The sequence below is a fragment of the Camelimonas fluminis genome (assembly GCF_014656355.1).
In the GTDB taxonomy this organism is placed as follows: Bacteria; Pseudomonadota; Alphaproteobacteria; order Rhizobiales; family Beijerinckiaceae; genus Camelimonas; species Camelimonas fluminis.
Genome location: NZ_BNCG01000013.1, coordinates 35,116 through 58,170 on the forward strand (window position 1 = coordinate 35,116; position 23,055 = coordinate 58,170).

The 23,055-nt window shown below is 66.3% G+C and carries 24 protein-coding genes and 1 pseudogene; 11 read left to right on the forward strand and 14 right to left on the reverse strand.

The genetic code is table 11. The features are described from left to right. Nucleotides 1-612, reverse strand: a complete 612-nt coding sequence (locus IE243_RS14215) for a cysteine hydrolase family protein (RefSeq protein ID WP_191320057.1) — start codon at nt 610-612, stop codon at nt 1-3. 248 nt (nt 613-860) lie between these two features. Here IE243_RS14215 and IE243_RS14220 point away from each other — a divergent pair, with 248 nt between their 5' ends. The 5 genes from IE243_RS14220 to IE243_RS14240 all read left to right on the forward strand — a co-directional run bounded on the left by IE243_RS14220 (nt 861) and on the right by IE243_RS14240 (nt 7,076). Continuing rightward, on the forward strand, nt 861-2,066 hold the full coding sequence (locus IE243_RS14220) for an NAD(P)/FAD-dependent oxidoreductase (protein WP_308432051.1): 1,206 nt from the start codon (nt 861-863) through the stop codon (nt 2,064-2,066). 92 nt (nt 2,067-2,158) lie between these two features. Next, nucleotides 2,159-2,572 (forward strand): carboxymuconolactone decarboxylase family protein, encoded by a 414-nt coding sequence (locus tag IE243_RS14225; RefSeq protein WP_191320058.1) that lies wholly within the window; start codon nt 2,159-2,161, stop codon nt 2,570-2,572. Nucleotides 2,573-2,783: 211 nt separating this feature from the next. Further along, entirely contained in the window at nt 2,784-3,836 is a 1,053-nt protein-coding gene (locus IE243_RS14230; RefSeq protein ID WP_191320121.1) for an ABC transporter ATP-binding protein, read from the forward strand. A 159-nt stretch (nt 3,837-3,995) separates the two neighbouring features. Next, nucleotides 3,996-5,021, forward strand: coding sequence for a Fe(3+) ABC transporter substrate-binding protein (locus tag IE243_RS14235; RefSeq protein WP_191320059.1), 1,026 nt, complete (start codon nt 3,996-3,998; stop codon nt 5,019-5,021). Nucleotides 5,022-5,438: 417 nt separating this feature from the next. Next, nucleotides 5,439-7,076 (forward strand): ABC transporter permease, encoded by a 1,638-nt coding sequence (locus tag IE243_RS14240; protein ID WP_191320122.1) that lies wholly within the window; start codon nt 5,439-5,441, stop codon nt 7,074-7,076. 6 nt (nt 7,077-7,082) lie between these two features. Here the strand turns inward: IE243_RS14240 and trhO are convergent, their stop codons facing one another. Both trhO and IE243_RS14250 read right to left on the reverse strand, forming a co-directional pair. Continuing rightward, nucleotides 7,083-8,105, reverse strand: coding sequence for an oxygen-dependent tRNA uridine(34) hydroxylase TrhO (gene trhO / locus IE243_RS14245; RefSeq protein WP_191320060.1), 1,023 nt, complete (start codon nt 8,103-8,105; stop codon nt 7,083-7,085). After that, nucleotides 8,102-8,455: an ArsC family reductase gene (locus tag IE243_RS14250; protein WP_280514600.1), complete on the reverse strand. Its 354-nt coding sequence runs from the start codon at nt 8,453-8,455 to the stop codon at nt 8,102-8,104. Before IE243_RS14250 ends, trhO begins: the two co-directional genes overlap by 4 nt. Nucleotides 8,456-8,552: 97 nt before the next feature. Between IE243_RS14250 and IE243_RS14255 the strand changes: the two genes are divergently transcribed. The 3 genes and pseudogenes from IE243_RS14255 to IE243_RS24105 all read left to right on the forward strand — a co-directional run bounded on the left by IE243_RS14255 (nt 8,553) and on the right by IE243_RS24105 (nt 10,399). After that, a complete protein-coding gene (locus IE243_RS14255; protein ID WP_191320062.1) occupies nt 8,553-9,686 on the forward strand; it encodes an NAD(P)/FAD-dependent oxidoreductase in 1,134 nt (377 codons plus the stop codon). Nucleotides 9,687-10,069: 383 nt separating this feature from the next. Beyond that, a pseudogene (locus tag IE243_RS24100) lies at nt 10,070-10,231 on the forward strand (YegP family protein); the annotation flags it as partial. Between the two features lie 36 nt (nt 10,232-10,267). Next, nucleotides 10,268-10,399 carry a YegP family protein gene (locus IE243_RS24105; RefSeq protein WP_210319867.1) on the forward strand — a complete coding sequence of 44 codons (132 nt, stop codon included), beginning with the start codon at nt 10,268-10,270 and terminating at the stop codon, nt 10,397-10,399. A 455-nt stretch (nt 10,400-10,854) separates the two neighbouring features. On the opposite strand, the gene IE243_RS14265 is transcribed toward IE243_RS24105, so the two are convergent. The 7 genes from IE243_RS14265 to IE243_RS14295 all read right to left on the reverse strand — a co-directional run bounded on the left by IE243_RS14265 (nt 10,855) and on the right by IE243_RS14295 (nt 17,094). Continuing rightward, nucleotides 10,855-12,072, reverse strand: coding sequence for an ABC transporter substrate-binding protein (locus tag IE243_RS14265; RefSeq protein WP_191320064.1), 1,218 nt, complete (start codon nt 12,070-12,072; stop codon nt 10,855-10,857). 168 nt (nt 12,073-12,240) lie between these two features. Continuing rightward, nucleotides 12,241-13,071 (reverse strand): ATP-binding cassette domain-containing protein, encoded by an 831-nt coding sequence (locus IE243_RS14270; protein WP_191320065.1) that lies wholly within the window; start codon nt 13,069-13,071, stop codon nt 12,241-12,243. A 10-nt stretch (nt 13,072-13,081) separates the two neighbouring features. Beyond that, nucleotides 13,082-13,984 carry an ABC transporter permease subunit gene (locus IE243_RS14275; protein ID WP_191320066.1) on the reverse strand — a complete coding sequence of 301 codons (903 nt, stop codon included), beginning with the start codon at nt 13,982-13,984 and terminating at the stop codon, nt 13,082-13,084. Then, nucleotides 13,981-15,192, reverse strand: a complete 1,212-nt coding sequence (gene ssuD, locus IE243_RS14280; protein WP_191320067.1) for an FMNH2-dependent alkanesulfonate monooxygenase — start codon at nt 15,190-15,192, stop codon at nt 13,981-13,983. Before ssuD ends, IE243_RS14275 begins: the two co-directional genes overlap by 4 nt. A gap of 29 nt (nt 15,193-15,221) precedes the next feature. Next, complete coding sequence (locus tag IE243_RS14285; RefSeq protein ID WP_191320068.1) at nt 15,222-16,187, reverse strand: aliphatic sulfonate ABC transporter substrate-binding protein; 966 nt, start codon at nt 16,185-16,187, stop codon at nt 15,222-15,224. Nucleotides 16,188-16,207: 20 nt separating this feature from the next. Continuing rightward, nucleotides 16,208-16,825 carry an FMN reductase gene (msuE, locus tag IE243_RS14290; RefSeq protein WP_191320069.1) on the reverse strand — a complete coding sequence of 206 codons (618 nt, stop codon included), beginning with the start codon at nt 16,823-16,825 and terminating at the stop codon, nt 16,208-16,210. Further along, on the reverse strand, nt 16,822-17,094 hold the full coding sequence (locus tag IE243_RS14295; protein WP_244643177.1) for a hypothetical protein: 273 nt from the start codon (nt 17,092-17,094) through the stop codon (nt 16,822-16,824). Before IE243_RS14295 ends, msuE begins: the two co-directional genes overlap by 4 nt. A gap of 261 nt (nt 17,095-17,355) precedes the next feature. On the opposite strand from IE243_RS14295, the gene IE243_RS14300 reads away from it, so the two are divergent. After that, complete coding sequence (locus IE243_RS14300) at nt 17,356-17,538, forward strand: hypothetical protein (protein ID WP_191320070.1); 183 nt, start codon at nt 17,356-17,358, stop codon at nt 17,536-17,538. 156 nt (nt 17,539-17,694) lie between these two features. Here the strand turns inward: IE243_RS14300 and IE243_RS14305 are convergent, their stop codons facing one another. Beyond that, nucleotides 17,695-18,150 carry a PaaI family thioesterase gene (locus IE243_RS14305; RefSeq protein WP_191320071.1) on the reverse strand — a complete coding sequence of 152 codons (456 nt, stop codon included), beginning with the start codon at nt 18,148-18,150 and terminating at the stop codon, nt 17,695-17,697. Nucleotides 18,151-18,183: 33 nt separating this feature from the next. Then, on the reverse strand, nt 18,184-18,573 hold the full coding sequence (locus IE243_RS14310) for a VOC family protein (RefSeq protein ID WP_191320072.1): 390 nt from the start codon (nt 18,571-18,573) through the stop codon (nt 18,184-18,186). Nucleotides 18,574-18,859: 286 nt separating this feature from the next. Between IE243_RS14310 and IE243_RS14315 the strand changes: the two genes are divergently transcribed. Then, nucleotides 18,860-20,116 (forward strand): ABC transporter substrate-binding protein, encoded by a 1,257-nt coding sequence (locus IE243_RS14315; RefSeq protein ID WP_373301690.1) that lies wholly within the window; start codon nt 18,860-18,862, stop codon nt 20,114-20,116. 225 nt (nt 20,117-20,341) lie between these two features. Here the strand turns inward: IE243_RS14315 and IE243_RS14320 are convergent, their stop codons facing one another. Next, complete coding sequence (locus IE243_RS14320; protein WP_191320073.1) at nt 20,342-21,118, reverse strand: SDR family NAD(P)-dependent oxidoreductase; 777 nt, start codon at nt 21,116-21,118, stop codon at nt 20,342-20,344. A gap of 137 nt (nt 21,119-21,255) precedes the next feature. Beyond that, on the reverse strand, nt 21,256-21,633 hold the full coding sequence (locus IE243_RS14325; protein WP_191320074.1) for a hypothetical protein: 378 nt from the start codon (nt 21,631-21,633) through the stop codon (nt 21,256-21,258). 392 nt (nt 21,634-22,025) lie between these two features. Here IE243_RS14325 and IE243_RS14330 point away from each other — a divergent pair, with 392 nt between their 5' ends. Further along, nucleotides 22,026-23,000 (forward strand): LLM class flavin-dependent oxidoreductase, encoded by a 975-nt coding sequence (locus tag IE243_RS14330; RefSeq protein ID WP_191320125.1) that lies wholly within the window; start codon nt 22,026-22,028, stop codon nt 22,998-23,000. Nucleotides 23,001-23,055 lie beyond the last annotated feature (55 nt).

Below are 23,055 nucleotides of genomic sequence, written 5' to 3' on the forward strand. Positions count from 1 at the left end.
TTATCGCCGCCAGGCCGCCAGAACGTCGGCGATCAGGCAGACCTCAAGCTGTTCGGAAAAGCGCCTGGCGAACATTCGCAACATGGCGTCGTGGGTCTCGTCGGAGAAGCTGCAGACGCCATCGGCGACGAGGACGACCCGGTAGCCCCTGTCGATGGCCCCGATCACTGTCGCCATGACGCAGATATCTGTCTCGCCGCCAGAGATGATCAGCGTGTCGCCGCCGCTGTCGCGCAGCAACACATCCAGCCCGCCTTCCAGCCATGGCGAATACACATGTTTGTCCACCACCCTGGCCGGCGGAGCGAAACGGCGCAGCGCCGGCGTCAGGTCGATGGCTTCGGCGCCCGTTTCCTCCAGCGTGACGGCCGCCCAGCGCTGGTAATAGCGCGCCCATGCGCCGCGACCCTCGCCCGGCCTCCGGGCAGGAATGAAACGGGTGAAGATGGTCCGCTCCGGGCAGCGGCCGCTCAGTTCCTCCACCCCCGGCAAGATGCGCTCAAACCACGGCAGCGCCCACGGGTAGCCCGCGCTGAACAGCGTCTGCATGTCGACGCAGACATGGACGCTCTCCGGCGCCAGAGGGCCAAATTTCAGACCTGTCTGCTCCATGCGTCGCTCCCGCGCTGTTGCCGTCCAGTTGGGGAATGCCTGGCGAACCGGGAGGTTCCAGACGGAACCGCGCCGGCCCCGGCGCGTTGGAGATCAGGCGCGCCCTGCGCCCCGGGGCTGTTTCAGCAGGGTATTCTCGCAGACTGCCCTCACTGGCGATCCCGAACGGAAACCGGCCAGTCTGGAAAAGGCGCATGATCCGGCGCCGTCAACCGTTCAGGCCGGATCACGCCGAGGCGGAGAGGTTGATGCGTGAACTTGACCTGCGCTCGGGCAATCCGGTGTGGCTGGCCGACGCGCCGGCGCGACCGGCCTGCCGGCGCTTGCGGCGCGACCTGGCGACCGACGTCCTGGTCGTCGGCATGGGTATTTCCGGGGCCATGGCGGCCGAGGCGTTGACCGGGGCCGGCCATCAGGTGGCGATGATCGACCGGCGCGGCCCGATGCTGGGATCGACGCCGGCCACCACCGCGCTCATCCAGTTCGAGATCGATACGCCGCTTACCACATTGACCCGGATGATCGGCCGGGAAAAAGCCGTGCGCGCCTGGCGTCGCGCCCGCCTCGCCGTCGGCAATTTGCGTGACCATATTCAGACGCTCGGGCTGGCCTGCCACATGCAGCCGCGGCAGACGCTGTATCTCGCCGGCAACGCGCTCACCGGCTCCGCCCTGCGCGCCGAAGCGGAAGCGCGCGCCGCCGCCGGCCTGCCGGCCCGCTATCTCACCGCATCGGAGTTGCAAGCGGGCTTTGGCATGGCGCGCGCCGGAGCCATCCTCTCCACGGGCAACCTGGCGCTCGATCCGCTGCGGCTGACCAATGGCCTGCTGCGCGCGGCGCGACAGCGCGGCGCCCGCTTCTTCGCCCCCGAGCGGATGATCGCCGCCGCCAGTCACCGCGGCCAGGTTGACGTGGCGCTGGAGTCCGGCCGCACGATCTCGGCGAAGCATGTGGTTCTCGCCACCGGTTACGAACTGCCGGACATGGCGCCGAAGGACCGGCACCGCATCATCTCCACCTGGGCCATCGCCACCCGCCCGCAGCCCAGAAGCGCGCTGTGGCCTGGCGAGGCGCTGATCTGGGAGGCGTCTGACCCGTATCTGTACCTGCGGACCACCCGCGACGGACGCGTGATCTGCGGCGGCGAGGACGCGGACTTCACCAATGAAGAGCGGCGCGACGCGCTGACCGGCGAAAAAACCCGCCGGATCAGTGAGAAACTTGCCAAACTGCTGCCGGACATTGATGCGACGCCGGAATTCCGCTGGGCCGGCAGTTTCGGCGACACCACCACCGGCCTGCCGCTGATCGGCCCCCTGCCTGGAACGCCGCGAATTTTCTCGCTGATGGGTTATGGCGGTAATGGCATCACCTTCTCGCGCATCGGCGCGGAGCTGATTGGCGCCGCCCTGGCCGGCGGCGAGGACGCCGACGCGGATATTTTTGCCCATTAACCACCGCGGCGGTTAAATCCGCCGACGCCAGCGCGGGGACTGGAGCGGCGGCATAGGATGTCGGCGCATCACATCTGCAAGGACGACAAATCATGGCGACGATCCGGCTGCTTACCGTTGAAGAAGCTGACGGCATTCCTGAGGCGCGCGCGGTTCTGGACGATATTCGCGCCGTGCGCCAGTCGTCGTTCATCAACAACTTCTGGCTGGCGCTGGCCAATCATCCGCCGCTGCTGGCGCGCATCTGGGGCGACGTGAAACAGATCATGACCGCGCCCGGAGCCATCGATCCGCTAACGCGGGAGATGATCTACATCGCTGTTTCCACCGCCAATAATTGCGCCTATTGCGTCCACTCCCACACCGCCGCCGCCAAAGCGAAGGGGATGTCCGACGCACAGCACGCCGAACTGCTGGCGATCATCGGCCTTGCCTCCCAGACCAACGCCCTGGCCAATGGCATGCAGGTTCCGGTCGACGCGGCGTTTCAGGCGCAGGAAGTCTGACCTGAACCTGCGGCCCCTGTGTCGTGACGGGCCGAACAGTTCGACGCGCCCGCGCCATGCTGTCCCCTGCGCCCGCGCCAATGCGAGCGGAGAGCGGCGCAAGAGGACGCCTGGGGAAAGCCCCGGTTGCCTTGCCGGGCCGGCTGCCCTATCCGGCGCAGATCACCCCGATTTCAGGAAGCACAACGTGCCAGATGCGCAACCGCCAGCAATGGAACTGTCTGAAGCCCCGGCCATGCTGGCGGTGCGCGGCGTGTCGCGCCGCTTCGGCGGCAAGCAGGCGCTGGACGCGGTTTCGCTGACGCTGGCGCCCGGCGAGATCATCTGTCTTGTTGGTCAGTCCGGCTGCGGCAAGTCCTCGTTGCTGCGCCTGATCGCCGGCGTCGATGCGCCGGACGCCGGATCGATCGTGCTCGATGGCGTGGAGATCGCCGGCCCCGGCGGCTTCGTCGAGCCGGAAGACCGCAATATCGGCTTCATGTTCCAGGATTACGCACTGTTTCCACACCTGACGGTGGCGGAAAATATCGGTTTCGGCCTTCGACGACTGCCAAAGGCCGAGGCCCGGCGGCGCACGGCCGAGGTGATGGCGCGCATCGGCGTCGCCGGCATGGCCGAGCGTTATCCACACACGCTGTCCGGCGGCGAGCAGCAGCGCGTCGCCCTGGCGCGAGCGCTGGCGCCGCAGCCCGTGCTGCTGCTGATGGACGAGCCGTTCTCCAACCTCGACCGGGGTCTGAGCGACCGGGTGCGGGCGGAAACGCTGGCCATTCTGCGCGCCCTCGGCACCGCCGCGATCATCGTGACCCATGATCCCGAAGAGGCGCTGGCGGCCGGCGACCGGGTGGCGCTGATGCAGGACGGTCGCGTGGCGCAAACCGGAACCGGACGCGCCATACACGATCAGCCCTGCTCGTTGTACGTCGCCGAATTTTTCCGGCCCTGCAACAGGCTGGCCGGCGTGGCGCGCGGCGGCCAGGTGGCGACGCCGCTGGGCGCCTTTCCCACCTCGCTGGCCGATGGCCAGGCCGCGATCGTCTGCATCCGCCAGCACGCGCTCAAGGTCGCGGCGCCGGGGGCCGGCGCGGCGGCGCAGGTGACCGGCAGCGTGTTTCTCGGCGACGTGGAGGAGCTGACCCTGCGCGTCGCCGGCGTTGACGGGCCCCTGGTGATGCGCGTGATGGGCCGCGCGCCGGCGCGCCCTGGGTATGCGCTTTCCATCGCTGTTGCGCCCGACGAAGCCATGGTCTTCCCCGCGATTTGACCATGGTGGAATAGATATGCGTTGAAAGCAGCGCCGTCATGTGTTTCAGGAAGGACGGGCGTCAATGTTTCCCGCTGCGCGAGAACATTGGCCAGTTTTGAATGATTCTACATTTGAAACTGACATGCTTTTACTGGAAATGGTCGGGAAGACGGCAACATGAAGAAGAGTGTTTCGATCCGCTCCGTCCTGCTCGGCGGCGTCATGCTGCTGGGCGGCGTCGCTGGCGCCATGGCCGCCGAGGTCAACATCTACACCACCCGTGAGCCGGGCCTGATCAAACCGCTGCTGGAGGCCTTCACCGCTTCCACCGGCGTCAAGGTCAACACCGTTTTCCTGAAGGACGGGCTGGCCGAGCGCGTGTCGTCCGAAGGCGCCAGTTCGCCCGCCGACATCCTGATGACCGTTGACGCCGGCCGCCTCGCCGATCTGGTGCAGAAAGGCCTGACGCAGCCGGTCAAATCGGCCGTGCTGGACGCCGCCGTGCCCGTCGCCCTGCGTGATCCGGACAACAACTGGTTCGCCTTCTCGGCGCGCGGCCGCGTGCTCTATGCGGCGAAGGATCTCGACCTGAAGGCCATCCGCTATGAGGATCTGGCCGACCCGAAGTGGAAGGGCAAGATCTGCATCCGCTCCGGCCAGCATCCCTACAACACGGCGCTGTTCGCCGCTTATCTGGCGCATCACGGGCCGGAGGCGACGAAGACCTGGCTGACCGGCCTGCGCAACAATCTGGCGCGCAAGGCGGGCGGCGGCGACCGCGAAGTGGCCAAGGACATTCTCGGCGGCGTCTGCGAGATCGGCGTCGGCAATTCCTACTATGTCGGCCTGATGCGCTCCGGAAAGGGCGGGCCGGACCAGAAGACGTGGGGCGAGGCCATCAAGGTGATCCTGCCGACCTTCGAGAACGGCGGCACGCAGGTGAACGTCAGCGGCGCGGCCCTCGCCAGACACGCGCCGAACAAAGAAGCCGCCATCCGGCTGATGGAATATCTGGTCTCCGACGACGCCCAGAAAATTTACGCCGAGGCCAATTTCGAATACCCGGTGAAGGCCGGCGCGAAGCTCGACCCGATCGTCGCCACCTTCGGCGAGCTGAAGATCGATCCGATCCCGCTCACGGACGTGGTCAAGCGCCGCAAGCAGGCGAGCGAGATGGCCGAGGAAATCGGCTTCGACAAGTAAGCCTGCAAGCAAGCCTGAAGAGCGCGGCCCTGGAGCGCTTTCCGACCAGACGGGATCGTCTGGTCGGTCAGAAATCGCCCAGAACAAGGGAAACTGGAGCACTTTCGGTGAAACCGGTTCACGGAACATGCTCCATCTCTTTCATTTGACGCATTCTTTTCACGAAACGTGGGCTCCACTTTTCGCGAAAATGCGCCAGCCGCGTCCGCTGACGTTGCCATGACAGAAGCTCTCACCAGCGCCACGCCGACGGCGGCCCCTGGAGCGCTTTCCAGCAAGGCGGACGCCGCCTTGCGTGACGAAGGCGCGTCAAGCCGGACAGGCAGAGGAAGCATCCGCTTCAGGATGAACGGGTTTTTCCCGAACCGCGCGCGCCCGGACGGGACGCGCCTGACCCGCCCCCAGCCCCTGCATCGCATGGCAGGGGCGCCCGGCCGCGTCTGGGTGACGGGCGCGGCGATCACCGCGTTGCTGGTCGCCCTTCCGGCGCTGGCACTGCTTTGGGAGGCGGCGCAGGGCTCGGCGGGCCTGTGGCCGCATCTGCTGGAGCACGTTATTCCCGACGCGGCGCTGCAAACGGCGGTCCTGCTGACGGGCGTCGGCGTGATGGTTACCGTGCTTGGCTGCGTCACGGCCTGGCTGGTCACCGCGCATGAATTTCCAGGCCGGCGCATCTTTGAGTGGGCGCTGCTGCTGCCACTGGCGACGCCGACCTATATCGTCGCCTATGCCTATCTCGACCTGCTGCATCCCCTGGGCGCGGTGCAGGGAAGCATCCGCTGGCTGCTGGGCTACGCCAGCCCGCGCGACTTCCGCCTGCCGGATATCCGCTCGATGACCGGTTGCATCATCCTGCTTGGCTTTGTGCTGTATCCTTACGTCTATCTGACGACCCGGGCGATGTTCCTGACCCAGGCGGCCAATCTGGTCGAGGCGTCGCGCACCCTGGGAACCCGGCGCAGCCAGGTGTTCTGGCGGGTGGCGCTGCCGCTGGCCCGTCCGGCCATCGCCGTCGGCGTCAGCCTCGCCCTGATGGAGACGCTGAACGATATCGGCGCTTCGGAATTTCTCGGCGTCAACACGCTGACCATTTCGATCTACACCACCTGGGTCACCCGCTCGGATCTGGCCGGCGCGGCGCAAATCGCCCTGGTGATGCTGGCCTTCGTGCTCGTGCTGGTGATGGCGGAGCGCCATGCCCGACGCCGGCAGCGGTACTGGACCAGCCCGCAGCGCGCCCGCAGCCTGGCCCCAAGCCGATTGGGAACCGGGGCTGGCCTTGCCGCCGCCGGCTTCTGCGCCCTGCCGGTCATCGTCGGCTTTCTGGCGCCGGCCAGTTATCTGGCCGCCGAAGCATGGAAGCGCTTCCGCTTTGCCGGCCTGTCAGCGAGCATTCTCGGCGAAACCGTGACGACGGTGGCGCTCGCGCTCATCGCCACGCTGGTGACCCTGGCGTTGGGCCTGGTGGTGGCCTGGACCGCCCGCGCCGCGCCAGGACGCTTCACGGCGCTGCTGCAGCGCCTGTCCACCATCGGCTACGCCATGCCAGGCACGGTGGTCGCCATTGGCGTGCTGGTCCCGGTGGCGGCGCTGGACCGCTGGATCGACCAGACGGCGCAGACCTGGCTTGGCGTCGCCACCGGGCTGGCGCTGATCGGCTCGGGCGCGGCGCTGTGCTACGCTTATACGGTCCGGTTTCTCGCCATCTCGACCGGCTCTGTCGACGCCGGTTTCAGCCGCATTCCCCGCTCGCTGGACCACGCCGCCCGCAGCCTGGGCGAAAGCGTCACCGGGGTGTTCCGGCGCGTGCACCTGCCGCTGTCGGCGAGCGCCCTCGCCTCCGCCGGTCTGCTGGTGTTCGTGGACTGCATGAAGGAACTGCCCGCAACGCTGCTGCTGCGGCCGCTGAACATGGAGACCCTGGCCACGCATCTCTATGGCGAAGCGGCGCGCGGCTCCTATGAGGACGCCGCCCTCGCCGCGCTGCTCATCGTGCTGGTCGGCATGCTGCCGGTGATCGTGCTGGCGCGCATTGGCCGGCGCCAGGCCGAATAGGCTGGCTCAGCTTTCGCCGGAGCCGGCCTTCGCATCCGGGTCTCGCCCTTGCTGATCTTGCCCCTGCTCTTGCACAGCGCCCAGGTGCGCGGCGCCCCGCTTGCGCGCCAGCTGTTCCTGACGTTGACGCTCTGCCAGCGCCGCCCGGCGGGCGTCGTCCAGTTCATCATGGCACGCGGCGCAGCTGACGCCTTCCACATATTGCGGAGCGGCGCGATCGGCGGCCGACAGCGGCCGGCGGCAGGCGTGACACAAGGTGTAGTCGCCCTGGGCCAGGCCATGGCGGACGGTGACGCGCTGGTCGAAGACGAAGCAGTCGCCCTCCCAGAGGCTGTCAGTCTCAGGCACGGTCTCCAGATATTTCAGGATGCCGCCCTTGAGGTGGAAGACCTGCTCCACGCCCTCGGCCTTGAGGAAGGCGGTGGCCTTTTCGCAACGGATGCCGCCAGTGCAATACATCGCCACCCTGGGCTGCCCGCCCGCGCCCAGCAGGCGTTCGCGCTCGGCGCGGAACCATTCGGGAAAGGCGCGAAACGTTTGGGTTTTCGGGTCGATGGCGCCGCGAAACGCGCCCACCGCCACCTCGTAATCGTTGCGGGTGTCGATCACGATGGTTTCCGGATCGGCGATCAGCGCGTTCCAGTCCTGCGGCTCCACATAGGCGCCGACGTCCTGCAGCGGATCGATGTCCGGCTGGCCCATGGTGACGATCTCGGCCTTGAGCCGCACCTTCATGCGCCAGAACGGCATGACCCCGGCGCGGGAATATTTGATCTCCAGACCAGCGCAGCCCGGCAGGGCGCGCACATGATCGACGACCCGGGCGATGGCGGCGTCGGAGCCGGCGATCGTGCCGTTGATCCCCTCGCGCGCCAGCAGCAGCGTACCCTTGACGCCAAGGCCGCAGCACAGGCGCGCCAGCGGCTCGCGCAGCGCCGCATGATCGGCGAAGTGGGTGAAATGATACAGCGCCGCGACGCGAACGGGCGTTTCCTCACTGTGCTGCGTGGCGGAGCCTGCCCGGGTCATGCGCCAAAGAATTCCTGATAGAGTTCGGGCTTGAATCCGACGATGATGCGCCCGTTCTGGACCAGCACCGGGCGCTTGATCATCGACGGCTGGGCCAGCATCAGCGTGATGGCCCTGTCGGCGTCGATGTCGGCCCGTTCGCTCTCCGGCAGCTTGCGAAAGGTCGCGCCCGCCCGGTTCAGCAGCTTTTCCCAGCCGACCTGCTGCGCCCAGCCCCTCAGGGTCGCTGCGTCAACGCCGGCGGTCTTGTAATCATGGAAGGCGCAAGCGACGCCGTGGGCGTCGAGCCAGGCCCGCGCCTTCTTCATGGTGTCGCAATTGCGGATGCCATAAATGGTCGTGGCGGTCACGCCTGTCTCCTGCAGGAATACGCTTTGACAAGAATATGCGTTGATACGCGCGCTGCTGCATACACCGGGCGGAGCCTGAAAACCACATGAAGGCGACATGAGCGCATATCGTACAGACGCGGTGGTGATCGGCGGCGGCGTGGTTGGCCTGGCCATCGCCCGCCAGCTGGCGCAGGCCGGCCACGAAACCATCGTGCTCGAACGCCACGCGGGCATCGGCCGGGAGACGTCATCGCGCAATTCGGGCGTGCTTCACGCGGGCGTCTATTACCAGCCGGGTTCACTGAAGGCGCAATTCTGTGCGCCAGGCCGGGCGATGCTCGCCCGCTACTGCGCCGACACGGGCGTGGAGGCGCGGTTTTGCGGCAAGTTGCTGCTGGCCAGCAATGAAGATGAGGCCGCGGCCCTGCCGGCGCTGCTGACGCGGGCCAAAGCCAATGGCGTGCGCGACATCGCCCTGCTCGAGGCCGCCGCCGCGCGCCGTCTGGAGCCGGAAATCGCCTGCGTCGCGGCGCTGTGGTGCCGCGACACCAGCATTGTCGACGCCCACGGCCTGATGCAGGCGCTTGCGGGCGACCTGACCGCCGCCGGCGGGGCGGTGGCGCTCGCGACAGAGGCGGCGGCCATTGCCCGCGACGGCGACAGCCTGCGGTTGCTGACGAAGGAAGCTGGCGGCGCGGAGACGGAGCTGGTCGCGCCCATCGTCATCAACGCCGCCGGCCATGGCGCGCCGGCGCTGGCGCGACGGACGGCGGGACTGGAGGCGCGGAGCCAGCCGCGACAATGGTTCGCCAAGGGCAATTATTTCGCTTTCACCGGCCACAATCCGTTCTCGCGGCTGATTTATCCCACCGGCGCGGCCGCGACCGGCGTCGCCGCCGGTCTCGGCGTACACGCCACGCTCGACCTTGGCGGCCAGCTCCGCTTCGGGCCCGATGTTGAATGGACGCAATCGGCGGACGACGTGCTGGTGGATCCAGCGCGCGCCACCTTGTTCGAAGCCGCCGTCCGCGCCTGGTGGCCGGGATTGCCGGATGGCGCGCTGGCCCCCGCATGGGCTGGGGTGCGACCCAAGTTGCATGGCCCGGGCGCGGCGGCGCCGGATTTCCGCCTGGACGGCCCGGCGCAACACGGCGTTGGCGGGCTGGTCAACCTGTTCGGCGTCGAGAGCCCCGGCCTCACCGCCTGCCTCGCCATCGCCGCGCGCGTCGCGGCGATGGCGAACAGCTAGCGGAACACATTCGACATCTGCATGCAGCTTCACTGCCATGCGACGCGCAAATGTCTGGATCAAGATATAAAATCAATAGTTTGCTGGCGACTTTTTCAATTCCGGCATGCCTTCCATCGCCCCTTATGGAACGATGCGACTTCCGGCGTCAGACCAGCGGACGCCATCCTGATGCGTTGCGCGCGGAAAACATCCCGTCTGGTTTCTGTCATCAGCCTGATGTGAAGCAACCAAATGCCGTTCGCATGCGAATTTTCCGCATTCGCCGGTATAGCGCCCTTGTCATGACGCCCTGCAATTGACGATGATCTGGGAACGGCAAGGGCCTTGCGCCGAAAAGCATGAGGCCACGGCAAACGCCCAGCAAAACCGGAGATACGACGATGGCGGCAAAATTTGAAGTCTACGTCGACAAGGCTGGCGAATATCGCTTTCGGTTAAAAGCGGCCAATGGACAGAACATCCTGGCCAGCGAAGGCTACAGACAGCGCGCCAGCGCCATTAATGGCATCCAGTCCGTGCAAAACAACGCGCCGGACGACAACCGTTACGAGCGCAAGCAGACCGTCAACGGCAAGCACATGTTTAACCTGAAGGCGGCGAACGGCCAGGTCATTGGCGTCAGCGAAAGCTATGAGAGCGCCGCCAGCCGCGAGAAAGGCATCGAATCGGTGAAGAAGAACGCGCCGCTGGCCCCGATCGTGGATTTGTGAGCGCCGCGAACCAGGAACAGGGGCCACGCGGTCAGGCCGCGCCGGAAGGTCAGGCCAGGGCTTTGATTTTATGGGCCTCCGTGGATTTTATGGGCCCCCGTGCGCCCGTCGCTCTGACATCATGGCCGGACCTGTTCCGGCCATCCACGACAGCAACGTCTCTGCGGTCGGGGCCCCGTCTATCAGGGGCAGTCGTGGGAATGCGCGCGCAGGTTCGCGGACATGGTCGCGCCTTCGCGAGAGCTTTTCCGGTGAAACCCCACCACCGGATATGCCCTGTCTTTTTGATTTAATGCATTTCCTCACGAAAGCGGGTTCCATTTCTCTCAGGAATGCTCTGGAACCGGCCGTCGCGGCCGCACCTGCCGTCATGGCGTAATGGCGCGCGCCATGACGGTATCTTTATGCCGACGGCTTTGCGCCGGCATTTTTTTGCCCCGCGGCGACGGTCTGCCTTACCCCAGCAGGCCGCCTGTCAGCTTCCAGCGCTTGCCGTCGAACACCATCATCTGCATCTGCTTCAGCGGCGCGAAATCCGTGGGCGAGGTTTGCGCCTTGACGCCGGGGATCAGGGTGTCGAACTCCCAGCCCGGCACGCTGGCCGCCTGTTTCATCAGGTTTTCGCGGGTCAGATCGTCGCCGCAGGCTTTCAGCAGCCGGGTGGCGAAATCGGCGATGTAATAGCCGGTGGTGTAGTTGAGATCGCCCTTGTTGGCGCCGGGCATGTATTTGTCCATGAACGCATTCCAGCGTTTCATGCCCGGATCGTTGTCCCAGGCCGGATCTGTGGGATCCTTGGCGTAGGTCACGGAGATGACGCCAACGCTGTTGTCCAGCCCCGCCGGCTCCAGCACGCCGGCGACAGACGCGGCGATGCTCGACAGCAGATGGGTGGGCTGCCAGCCCATTTCTTTCAGCTTGCGGATGGTTTGGGCCGCGAACTTTGGCGACGCGTAGGTGATCAACGTCTCCGCGCCGGACGCCTTCAGTTTCAGGATCTGTGAATCCACATTGGTGTCGGTCAGTTCGTAGCTTTCCACCGCAAGCAGGCGGGCTGCATCCTTGCCGAGCGCCTGGCGGATGCCGGCCTGGGCGTCGCGCCCCAGATCGTCATTGGCCATCAACAGGCCGATTTTCTTGCCGGGTTTCTGCTGCATGGCGTAGACGGCGAGAATGCGCGCCTCGTTCAGATAGTTCGGCAGCGCCGCCATAGTCCATGGGAAGTTCTTGGGATCGTTGAACTTGCTGATGCCGCTGGAAATCAGCAATTGCGGCACGCCCTTGGTATTGAGGTATTTGTGAATGGCGGCGTTGGGCGCGGTGCCGAGGGCGCCGACAATGGCGAACACCTCCTCCTGCTCCACCAGGCGGCGCGTCGCCTCCACGGTCTTGGGCGGGGAATAGCCGTCGTCGAGACTGATCAGGTTGATCTTGCGGCCGTTCACGCCGCCATTGTCATTGATCATCCTGAAATAGGCGGCCTCGGCCTTGCCGATATTGCCATAGGCCGAGGCGGGACCGCTGTAGGGCATGGTCTGCCCCAGCTTGATCTCCGTCGCAGTGACGCCAGGCCCGATTTTTCCGGCGGCGAAAGCCGATGGAATTGATGGCGCAAAGGCGCCGGCGGCAAGGGCGAGCAGGCCGGTCTGGAACGAACGGCGGGTCGTGTTCATGATGCGCTCCGGGTTTCCTCCGCCAGCGCATTGTTATGGGCGCGCCGGTCGTTACGAACGGAACGATAGTTGCTCGCAGCGCCGTGTAAACCCTTGCGACGCCAGCTTACAGATCTCTTCCCGCGCCCAGGCCAGATTTTGCTGTTTCGGGCGTTTTGCCGGCCCTTCTCAGATCCCCGCCGCCTGGTCGTTGAACAGGGCGTCGATGATCCGCCCCTCCAGCGCGGCGAGTTCGGGGTCGCCGCGGTGGCGTGGACGCGGGCTGGAGACAGCCAGATCGGCGGCGATGGTTCCCTGATCGATGACAAGGATGCGGTCGGCCAGGGCGATGGCCTCGCTCACGTCATGGGTAACGAGGATGGCGGTGAATCCCTGATCGCTCCACACCTTCTCAATCAGGCGCTGCATGTCGATGCGGGTCAGGGCGTCGAGGGCGCCGAGCGGCTCGTCCAGCGCCAGCAGACGCGGGCCGCTGGCGAGGGCGCGGGCCAGGGCGACGCGCTGCTTCTGGCCGCCGGAAAGCACCGACGGCCACTCCCCGCCCCGGTCGCCGAGGCCCACGGCTTCCAGCGTTCGCGTCGCGACAGCCTGGCGCTCCGCCTTTGGCAGATCACGCCCCAGCCCCACCTCGACATTACCCCGCACCCGCTCCCACGGCAGCAGGCGCGGCTCCTGAAACATGATGCGCACGCCATCGGCGGCCGTCTTTTCCTCCCCGGCGGTGACGCCGGACAGGGTGATATGACCGTCGGTCGGCTGGTCGAGGCCGACAATCAGGCGCAGTAGCGTGCTCTTGCCGCAGCCGCTCTTGCCGACGATGGCGACGAACTGGCCGGCGGGAATGTGCAGATCGACGCGGCGCAGCACCTGTTTGTCGCCGAAGGCGCGGGCGATGCCGCGCAGGGTGACGGATGCGCCGCCCTGCGGTCCGGCGGACCCGCCTGCGTGGACGGGCCCAGAGACGGTGTGACGCGGCGAGATCGCGGTCGAAATGGCCATGGTCGCTTCCTTATTTCCGGTAGGCCGGGTGCCATTGCAGCGACAGGCGCTCCAGCAGACGGGCGATGCTGTCGGCGGCCTTGCCGAGCAGCGCGTAGATGATGATCGACAGCATCACCACATCGACCAGCAGGAACTCGCGCGCCTGCATCGCCATGTGGCCGATGCCGGATTCGGCGGCGATGGTTTCGGCGACGATCAGCGTCAGCCACATGATGCCGAGCGCATAGCGCAGGCCAACGAAGATCGACGGCAGCGCCCCCGGCAGGATGACCCGCCAGAACAGCTCGCCCTGTTTCATGCCGTAAATGCGGCCCATCTCGATCAGTTGCGGATCGACATTGCGGATGCCGTGCAGCGTGTTGATGTACATGGGGAAAAACACCCCCAGCGCCACCAGGAACAGCTTGGCGCCCTCATCAATGCCGAACCACAGGATGACCAGCGGGATCAGCGCCAGATGCGGCACATTGCGCACCATTTGCAGGCTGGTGTCGGTAAGCTTTTCACTCAGCCGCGACAGGCCATTGGCGAGGCCGAGCGCCAGGCCGACGCCGCCGCCGACCACAAAGCCGGCCAAGGCGCGCAGGGTGCTGACGCCAATGCTCTCGGGCAATTGCCCCGAGGCGGTGAGCCGGATCGCCGCCGCGACGATCGCCGACGGCGCTGGCAGCACATTGGGTTGCAGATAGCCAATGCGGGACAGCGCCTCCCAGACGATGACGATCAGGGCGGGAACCAGCCAGCCGATCAGGTTGCCGCCGGCGATGCGCCCCGCCAGGGCGGAACTGACGCCGGCGATCCTCCCCGGAGGGGCTCGCTCGCCCACAGGCGGGGCGAGCGCGGCTTCCGGGGGAAAGGCGATGGTCCTGGCGGTCGCCGCCGCTGGTGGTTTGAGGGTCGCGTCGCTCATGACGCCGCCGCCCGCAGATCGACAGGGCCGACGCCGGCGCCGGCGGCGAACTCGTTGGCCAGGCCCCGGCGCCAGGTCGCGCCCGGCCGCTGGATGCCCAGTTCGGGGAACAGCAGTTCGGCCACACGGTATGATTCTTCCAGATGCGGATAGCCGGAGCCGATCACCGTATCGACGCCCAGCGCCTGATATTCGCGCAGCCGCTCCGCCACGGTTCTGGCGTCGCCGACAAGGGCGGTGCCGGCGCCGCCGCGCACCAGGCCAACGCCAGCCCACAAATTGGGCGACACTTCCAGCCGGTCGCGCCGCCCCTGGTGCAGATCGAGCATGCGGGTCTGGCCGACCGAGTCGGTGACGGCGCGCAGCCGCTCCTGGGCAAAAGCGATCTGTTCGTCGCTGACCCTGCTGATCAGGCGGTTCGCAGCCTCCCAAGCCTCCTCATTGGTCTCGCGCACAACAAAATGCAGGCGAATGCCGAAGCGAATGCTGCGACCGCGGCGCGCGGCGGCGGCGCGGACCTGGGCGATCTTCTCCGCCACCTGCGCCGGCGGCTCGCCCCACGTCAGATAAAGTTCGGTCTGATCCGCCGCCAGCGCGATGCCGGCGTCGGACGAGCCGCCGATATACAGGGGCGGGTGCGGCTCCTGCGCTGGCGGGAAATCAAGACGGCTGTTCTCCACCCGGTAGTATTTGCCGGAGAAATTCACCGTCTCGCCGGCAACCAGGCGCCGCCAGATCGTCAGGAATTCGGCCGCCTGCTCATAGCGCTCATCGTGATTGAGGAAAATGCCGTCGCCGCCCAGTTCCAGCGGCACGCCGCCCACCACCACGTTCAGCAGCAGCCGGCCGTTGCTCTGCCGGTCCAGCGCCGCCGTCTGGCGAGCGGCGAAGGACGGCGTGGTGACGCCAGGCCGCAGGGCGACGAGGAATTTCAGCCGCTCGGTCGCCTCGGCGAGGCCGGCGGCGGTGATCCATGAATCGACGCAGTTCTGGCCGGTGGGCAGCAGCACGCCCTGATAGCCCAGGCGATCAACCGCCTGGGCGACCTGGCGGAAGTAGCCGAAATCCGACGGGCGCTGCCGGGTCTCGGAGCCGAGATAGGAGCCGTCGCCGTGGGTGGGGATGAACCAGAAGAAATTCAATGGATCGGCGCCTGCCGGGGAAACGGCGGAAGCGGGGGCGGAAGAAGTGACGGATGTGTCAGGCATGGCTTTGCTCCGTTTTCACACGCGCCGCTTCAGCGGCCGGCCTTTTGCTGTGGCGGCGTCCAGACCGCATCGCTGATGGTGATCTGGCGCGGAATCAGGCCCAGTTCGAAGAAAGCGTCCGCCACCTTCTGCTGCTGCTTCACCTCCACGTCGGTGAGCGGCCGCAGGGAGTATTCCGCCCGGTCGATGGCGCGCCGGTTGCCGTCCACGTCGATGCCGGTGGCTTTCTGCGACGCCTCGGCGACGGCCTGGCGATTGGCGCCGGCCCAGTCGGTGATCTTGCCGATTTCCTCCAGGGCCGCCTGCAGCTGCTGCGGGTGCTTTTCGGCGAAATCCCGGTTGGCCAGATAGAAGGCGTTGGTGGGCGGCAGCTTCTCGAGCCCGGCCACCGGCCGGCCGCCCTGCTTCAGCTCCACCAGGGCGAAGAACGGATCCCAGACGGCGAAGGCGTCGATGGAGCCACGGCCAAAAGCCGCCACGCCATCGGACGGCGACAGATAAACCGGCTGGATGTCAGTAAACTTCAGGCCATTGGCGGCCAGCGCCTGCACGGTCAGATTATGGGCGCTCGAGCCCTTCGGAATGCCGACGCGCTTGCCCTTGAGATCAGCGACGCTTTTGATGGGGGAGTCGCTTTTCACCAGAATGGCGTGTTTCGACGCCGGGCTGACCGCCGCATAGACCACTTTGGCTCCGGCGGCCTGGGCGAAGACCGGCGGCGTGTCGCCGACAGCGCCGAAGTCGATGGCGCCGGCGCCCAGCGCCTCCAGCAACGGCGGCCCAAACTGGAACTCGACCCATTTGACGTTCTGGACGCCCAGTTCCTTCAGGCGCCTTTCGATGGCGCCGGACTGGCGGGCGACGATGGAGACCGAGGCTTTCTGGAAGCCGATGCGCACCTCATCGGGGGCCTTTTCGGCGGCAAAAGCGACGCCAGAGGCGGCCAGGGCGGACGCGCCCAATGCGGCGGCGAGAAAACGGCGTTTGTTCAACATGATGCTGTCTCCAGGCCTGCTCATGAAAGCGTGGCGAAGCGCGCGCCGGCGGCGCGGACGGCCGCGACATGGCCGTTGGCGGCTGGCTGCGGGGCGGCAAGGTTTGGGGCGCGGCTGGTCAAAGCAGCGAGTTCGCCGGCGGCCTGCTCCAGCCTGAGGCGCACGTCCGGCGCGGTGAGCGCGCCATCGGTGAAGTCGGCGTCGGCGGCGTACACGGCGGTGGGCACGCTGAGGGCGCTGAAGAAACCGAACAGCGGCCGCAACTGGTGCTCGACCACCAGCGCGTGGCGATGGCCGCCGCCGGTGGCGGCGAGCAGCACCGGCTTGCCGGCAAGGGCCGCCGGATCGATGAAATCGATCAGGTGCTTGAGCAGGCCGATGAACGAGCCCTTGTAGACCGGCGTGCCAATGATCAGCGCGTCGGCGTTCTCGATGGCGTCGAGAACCTCCTGGCCGGCGAGCGGCAGCTTGCCGCGGCTGAAGGCGCCGACGCCGGGGCCAATATCGACCAGGTCATACAATTCCGGATCGACCGCCTGGCGGCGGGCGACGGCGGCGATCGCCGCTTCCGCCAGCGCGCGGGTCTTCGAAGGACGATGGGTATTGCCGCTAAATGCGACCAGTCGCAGAGCGCTCATCGGCGCGCCTCCCTTGCAGGCGCCGCGTGGCCCCGGACGGGCTGGCGGCTGTTGATGACGCGCCGGGCCGCCCGTTCGGCGTCACCCGGCGTCCGGAAGATCTGGCCGTCGAGCGGCTGAAAACGTGGTCCGGCGGCGTGAAAACGGAACCGGGCGCCGTCGGCGGCGACGATGCCAGCGGCCGCGCCGCCGATCTCGATGATGAACGCCGCGGACCCGGTGGCGGGACCGGCGGTGGCGGCGCCAGAAGATGGATATGAAACAGACATGAAGCCTCCCTGCGCCGGAGCGACCGACGCGGCGGGTCTGCAGAGATGGGAAAGGTGTAGACGTGGGGCCAGATCGCCGTACGCCTGTTGCGCCAGCCCGCCCTATGAGGCGGCGGCAGGATCAGGCGGACAGAGGCCCTGTCAGCGCGGCCATGACGCCGCGGCCGGCAAAGACGCCGTCAACAACAGCACATCGCCAGTGCGCGGCGACAGGCGGACTGCAGGGGCAGCGCGTGGCTGCGGGAAGCAAAATGATGGCGCATGAAACTGCTCCAGCCTGATCCACCTTCCTGCCTTGTGAAGGAAAGCGGAGCTTTAGCGTTTGGTGACGCGGCGCAAGCTGCTGATGTCAAATGCCCGCGGATCGTTATGACCAACGCCATGAGAAAACGGCGCCGCCGCCGGGTCAACCGCTATTGGAGCATCGGTAAGATTTTGGAATAATTGCGCTTTACACGCCGGCTGGCAGCAGGATTTTCTGCGGGTCTGGCCTTTTGGGGAAATGCTGTTCCAGCGCCTTGAAGGCGGCCAGCCGCCGGCTTTGCCCTGCAAAAGCGGTGGCCCCGGAATCCCCGCGTCTGGATATGCGTTGGGTATCGGTCAGCCGCGCCGGACGAAGCGCATGACGGCGACGGCGGTGGCGAGGGTGACGCCGTCCGGACTGCGCAGTTCGCCTTCCACATGGGCGCCGCGCTCATCGCGCTGGGTCACCCGCGCCTCCGCGAAGATTTCGCCAGGAGGAGCGGGTTTCAGGAAGCGGGTGTTGAGATCACGGGTCACGGCGGTCAGGCCATCAGGCAAGCTCTCGATCAGCGTGAAGCCCGTGGCGGAATCCAGCATCGCCGCCAGAATGCCGCCCTGCACCGTGCCGTGGCGATTGCAGAATTCCGGCCGCGCCACATAGACATAAGCGCCGCGCCCGGCTTCCGGATCGTAGGAGACGATGCGGCGGCCCAGCAGTTGCGCCGCCGGCGGGTTCGCCAGCGGCCGCCCGCCGGGGCCTCCAGGCGAGGCAGTCCGGGGCGCGCCGTTCTGGATCGTCGCATCTTCGCTCATGATTCGCCTTTCAAACGGCCGCCTGGTCCCGGCTCAATTGCCGACGGGGTGGAAGCCGCACAGCTTGTTGCCGTCCGGATCGCGCAGATAGGCCAGATAGAAAGCCCCCAGCGGCGTTTCGCGCAGGCCTGGCGGATCCTCACAGGTGGCCCCGCCATTGGCGACGCCAGCAGCGTGCCAGGCGTCGACCTGCGCCGGGCTGGCGGCGGCGAACCCGATGGTCGCGCCATTGCTGACGGTGGCGGGTTCGCCATTCAGCGGCCCGGTGAGGATCAGCATGGCGCCGTTGTGGCTGTAGAACACCCGGGTGGTGTGCAGGTGGCCCACCATGCCTGGAGCGACGCCGAGCGGCGCCAGCAGCGCGTCGTAAAACTTGCGGGACTGTTCCAGATCGTTGCTGCCGACGGTGATGTGACTAAACATGCAAACTCCTCCCCTGTCTGGCGCAGGCGCGATCTTCGGCGCCCTGCCCCTCTGCGATGCGCCCTGTTTTTCGTGACATGTTGCGGGCGGCGGCATTCTGACATCCGCCGCGACGGGCGCAAGCAAACTGTGCGCAGGGAGCTTATGCACCGGACGCGACAATGTATTTGCACATTCCCTGTCGCAGCCAGCCCGGAACCTTGTTATCAGCGCCCCTGGCGCGGACCAGGGGAGGCCCAAGGCCATTTCGTAAATCAAAAAAACGCGCCGCCACACGAGGACCCAGGTGACCAGTTTGACGACCCGCGCGCCCGTTTCGCGCCGCTTCGCCACCATCGCCCTTTCCGGCGTTTTCGCCCTTGCCGCGACGTTTCACGCCCAGGCTGAGAAGAAATACGGCCCCGGCGCCTCGGACACCGAGGTGAAAATCGGCAATTTCGTGCCCTACAGCGGCCCCGCTTCGTCGTTCAGCCTTGTCGGCAAGGTGCACGACGCCTACGTCCGCATGCTCAATGACAATGGCGGAATCAACGGCCGCAAGATCAGCTTCATTTCCTACGACGACCATTACAGCCCGCCGAAGGCGGTCGAGCAGACCCGCAAGCTGCTTGAAAAGGATGAGGTGCTGTTCCTGTGGCAGACGCTCGGCACGGCTTCGAACACCGCCGTCCTGAAGTATGTCAATGCAAAGAAGGTTCCGCACCTGATGCTGTCGTCGGGCGGCACCAAGTTCGGCGATGACCCCAAAACCTACCCGTGGACCATCCCGTTCAATCCTGCCTTCGCCACCGAGGGCCGGATCTACGCCAATCTGATCAAGGAAAAATACCCGAACGCCAAAATCGCCGTGCTGGTGCAGAACGACGAATACGGCAAGGACATTTACAAGGGCTTCCGGGAAGGTCTGGGCGACAAGGTCTCGATGATCGTCGCCGAGGCGCCCTACGATCTGTCGGACGCCACCGTCGACTCGCAGATGGTCAAGCTCAAGGCTTCGGGGGCCGACCTCTTCGTCAACCTGTCGACGCCGAAGTTCGCCGCCCAGGCCATCCGCAAGCTGGGTGAGCTGAACTGGAAGCCGGTCCACATCCTCAACAATGTGGCCTCCACCAAGAAGACCGTGCTGGTTCCCGCCGGGCTGGACAACGCCCAGGGCGCCATCACCGCCAACTACATCATGGATGCGTCCGACCCGAAGTGGCGGGATGAGGCCGGCATGAAGAAGTTCAAGGCGTTCATGGAGAAATATCTCCCTGATCTCGACCGCGACAGCACCCTGCCGATTTACGCCTACGCCGCAGCCCAGACGCTGGAGCATGTGTTGCGCGAGGCCGGCGACGACCTGAGCCGCGAGAACGTCATGAAGGTCGCCAGCAACCTGAAGGACTTCCGCCCGGAGGTGCTGCTCCCAGGCGTCGTCATGAACACCTCGCCGACCGACCATCTGCCGATCGAGGACATGCAGGTCATGGTGTTCCGGGGCGACGGCTGGCAGCCAGAAGGCCCGCTGCTCTCGGCCAACGCGTCGAAGAAGACGCAGTAAGGCAAAGCGGCCCAAAAACGTCCGGACACGAAACGTCCGGGCGCGGGACGTTCCAGGGGCTGTGCAAAAGGGCGTCTGGCGGCAAGGCTGGACGCCCCTGCTCTGAATGCGGACAAATGCCGCCATCCCGGGCCGCGCCATAACAGACAGCGGGCGCTCCAGTTGATGGAGCGCCCGCTTTTTTGGAACGGCAACCGCCCGGCGGCGGACCGTAACCAGGTCGCGTCACACGGCGTTCAGACCGCCGTCGACGCTATAGACGCTGCCGTTGCAGAAGGCGGCGCCGTCAGAGGCAAGGAAGGCGACCAGCTCGGCCACCTCTTCGGGCGTTCCATAACGACCGGAGGGGATCGCCCGCGCCGTCCGTTCATGCGCGGCGGCGGCGTCCGAAGCCTGACCGGCGTTGATCGACGCCATCATCCGGCTTTCGATGGGGCCCGGATTGACGCTGTTGACGCGCACGCCCCTGCGACCGGATTCGGCCGCCGCCGAGCGGGTCAGGCCGATCACCGCGTGCTTGGAGGTGGTGTAAGCTGACAGGCCGGGCGAGCCGGTGAGGCCGGCGACGCTCGAGGTGTTGATGACGCTGCCGGCCCCCTGCCCGTACATCACCGGCAGGACGTATTTCAGGCCAAGGAAAACACCCAGCACATTGACGTCGATCACCTTGCTGAACTCGGCGAGCGACAGCGCCTCGACCGGCTTCACCGGCCCCTCGACGCCGGCATTGTTGAAGAAAACGTCGATGCGGCCAAACTCACCCACCGTCGCCGCGACCATGGCCGCCACCGCCGCCTCGTCGGTCACGTCGGCCGTCGCCGTGAACAGGCGCGCGCCAGCCGGCAACAGATCGGCATAGCCGCTGAAATCCGTTCCGGGAATGTCGACGGCGGCGATCGCCGCGCCGCGGCTGGCGAAAACCGCCGCTGTCGCCCGGCCAATCGCGCCATTGGCGCCGGTGATCAGCGCGACTTTCTGGTCGAGACGGGATTTGTCCTGCATATGGTGTTCTCCGCAAATTCCCCGAGGCGCAATGGGGCGGTTTTCGGTCAATATGGATCGGCAACCGCGCCAGCTTTTCCCTGTTTGAGCGAACGCTCGCCGATCAGACGATTCCGACGGATCAAAAACGCGCCAGGTCAGGGTTTGCCGCTGCGCGCCAGGCGTTCGGCTTCAAGTTCATCTGCGACTGATACGCCCGTATTGGGAATGACCTGCACCGCGCGATCGTCCCACAATTCGCGCATCCACAGATCCTTGATGCAGGTCACCTCCAGGCGCGGCAGATCATGCCGTTCCAGCCATGCGTGAATGTGCGCGATGATTTCGCCGCGTAGCGGCTCATCGACCGAAGCGCGGGCCGTGAAGATCTTCACCAGGCGGTCTTCCGCCAGCCAGCGCCGCACCCGTTCAACCATCGGCCCGACCGGTTCGCCGATATGTTCGACGCCCCGCCACTCATCGAAGTGCGCCAAGGTCCCATCCAGGTCAACGCCAATCCACTGCCTTCTGCGCATCCAACCCATCCTGTCGTTTTGTGTATGGAACAACCGTTTGCCGCCAGGCGCAATATGGGCGGCGGACCGGCGCCCAGGCCTGTCATGAGGGCGGCCATCAAATCAGCTATCAGGCCAGTTATTTCCGGAGACGCCCTTGTGAAGAATGCCCGCCCAACCGATGTTGTGGGCGCTCATTCCGTCACTGGCCAGGCAATAGCCGGCATGGCGGACGAGCTGGAGCGCTTTCCGGCGTCGCGGAACAAACGCCGCGCCGCAAAGGCGTTGCGACGCAAAACGACAGAGAAAATTCCCGATCCCGGTCGATCGCATTTCTCGCCAGCCCACGCCGGGTTCACGACCAGGCCCATGCCGCTGACCGGTGACGGCGCCTGCAGGAGAACGTCTTGTCCTTGCCCCCCCTGTCCGTTCTGGATCTTGCCTTCATTCCTGAAGGGTCGACAGCCGCTGACGCGCTGCGCAACACGGTTTCACTGGCGCAACATACGGAAGCATGGGGCTACAGGCGCTTCTGGCTGGCCGAGCACCACAACATGGCTGGCATCGCCAGCGCGGCCACGTCCGTGGTGATCGGCCATGTGGCGGCGCACACACAAACGATTCGCGTCGGCGCGGGCGGCGTCATGCTGCCCAACCATTCGCCGATGGTGATCGCCGAACAGTTCGGCACGCTTGAGACACTGTTCCCCGGGCGCGTCGATCTTGGGCTGGGGCGCGCGCCAGGCACGGACCAGCGCACCCTGCGGGCCTTGCGTCGCGACGCCAACAGCGCCGACCAGTTTCCCCAGGACGTTCTGGAGCTGCAGGCGCTTCTGGGGCCGTTGCAGGAAAACCAGGTCATCCAGGCCGTGCCAGGCACGGACACCAACGTGCCCCTGTGGATTTTGGGCTCCAGCCTGTATGGCGCGCAACTGGCGGCCGTACTTGGCCTGCCCTACGCCTTTGCCTCGCATTTCGCCCCGGCGGCGCTGGAAGAAGCAGTCGCGGTTTACCGGGAGCGCTTCAAGCCTTCGGCGCAGCTCGATCGCCCGCACGTCATGGTCGGCGTCAATGTCGTCGCCGCCGATACGGACGCGGAAGCTGTCCGCCTGTTCACCTCGCCGCAGCAGCAGTTCGTCAACCTGATCCGGAACGCGCGCGGCAAGCTGCGGCCGCCCATCGACGACATCGAAAGCTACTGGCAGCCGCATGAAAAGGCGCATGTGATGGCGATGCTGTCATGCGCGGCGGTCGGCTCCGCCGCTACGGTGCGCCAGCAACTGGAGACCATCGCGCATCGCACGAAGGCCGATGAACTGATTGTGGCGGCGGCGATTTATGACCCCGCCGCGCGCCTGCGCTCCTACGAGATCGCCGCCAGCCTGTAGCGGCAGGTCGGCCGCGGCAAAAAAAGCCGCCCTGGATGATGATCCAGGGCGGCTT

Bases quoted from the DNA above. Each gene is read 5' to 3' on its own strand.
- IE243_RS14215 (WP_191320057.1), bottom strand. From the start codon at position 612: ATGGAGCAGACAGGTCTGAAATTTGGCCCTCTGGCGCCGGAGAGCGTC.
- IE243_RS14220 (WP_308432051.1), top strand. From the start codon at position 861: ATGCGTGAACTTGACCTGCGCTCGGGCAATCCGGTGTGGCTGGCCGAC.
- IE243_RS14225 (WP_191320058.1), top strand. From the start codon at position 2,159: ATGGCGACGATCCGGCTGCTTACCGTTGAAGAAGCTGACGGCATTCCT.
- IE243_RS14230 (WP_191320121.1), top strand. From the start codon at position 2,784: ATGGAACTGTCTGAAGCCCCGGCCATGCTGGCGGTGCGCGGCGTGTCG.
- IE243_RS14235 (WP_191320059.1), top strand. From the start codon at position 3,996: ATGAAGAAGAGTGTTTCGATCCGCTCCGTCCTGCTCGGCGGCGTCATG.
- IE243_RS14240 (WP_191320122.1), top strand. From the start codon at position 5,439: ATGGCAGGGGCGCCCGGCCGCGTCTGGGTGACGGGCGCGGCGATCACC.
- trhO (WP_191320060.1), bottom strand. From the start codon at position 8,105: ATGACCCGGGCAGGCTCCGCCACGCAGCACAGTGAGGAAACGCCCGTT.
- IE243_RS14255 (WP_191320062.1), top strand. From the start codon at position 8,553: ATGAGCGCATATCGTACAGACGCGGTGGTGATCGGCGGCGGCGTGGTT.
- IE243_RS24105 (WP_210319867.1), top strand. From the start codon at position 10,268: ATGTTTAACCTGAAGGCGGCGAACGGCCAGGTCATTGGCGTCAGCGAA.
- IE243_RS14265 (WP_191320064.1), bottom strand. From the start codon at position 12,072: ATGAACACGACCCGCCGTTCGTTCCAGACCGGCCTGCTCGCCCTTGCC.
- IE243_RS14270 (WP_191320065.1), bottom strand. From the start codon at position 13,071: ATGGCCATTTCGACCGCGATCTCGCCGCGTCACACCGTCTCTGGGCCC.
- IE243_RS14275 (WP_191320066.1), bottom strand. From the start codon at position 13,984: ATGAGCGACGCGACCCTCAAACCACCAGCGGCGGCGACCGCCAGGACC.
- ssuD (WP_191320067.1), bottom strand. From the start codon at position 15,192: ATGCCTGACACATCCGTCACTTCTTCCGCCCCCGCTTCCGCCGTTTCC.
- IE243_RS14285 (WP_191320068.1), bottom strand. From the start codon at position 16,187: ATGTTGAACAAACGCCGTTTTCTCGCCGCCGCATTGGGCGCGTCCGCC.
- msuE (WP_191320069.1), bottom strand. From the start codon at position 16,825: ATGAGCGCTCTGCGACTGGTCGCATTTAGCGGCAATACCCATCGTCCT.
- IE243_RS14295 (WP_244643177.1), bottom strand. From the start codon at position 17,094: ATGTCTGTTTCATATCCATCTTCTGGCGCCGCCACCGCCGGTCCCGCC.
- IE243_RS14300 (WP_191320070.1), top strand. From the start codon at position 17,356: ATGAAACTGCTCCAGCCTGATCCACCTTCCTGCCTTGTGAAGGAAAGC.
- IE243_RS14305 (WP_191320071.1), bottom strand. From the start codon at position 18,150: ATGAGCGAAGATGCGACGATCCAGAACGGCGCGCCCCGGACTGCCTCG.
- IE243_RS14310 (WP_191320072.1), bottom strand. From the start codon at position 18,573: ATGTTTAGTCACATCACCGTCGGCAGCAACGATCTGGAACAGTCCCGC.
- IE243_RS14320 (WP_191320073.1), bottom strand. From the start codon at position 21,118: ATGCAGGACAAATCCCGTCTCGACCAGAAAGTCGCGCTGATCACCGGC.
- IE243_RS14325 (WP_191320074.1), bottom strand. From the start codon at position 21,633: ATGCGCAGAAGGCAGTGGATTGGCGTTGACCTGGATGGGACCTTGGCG.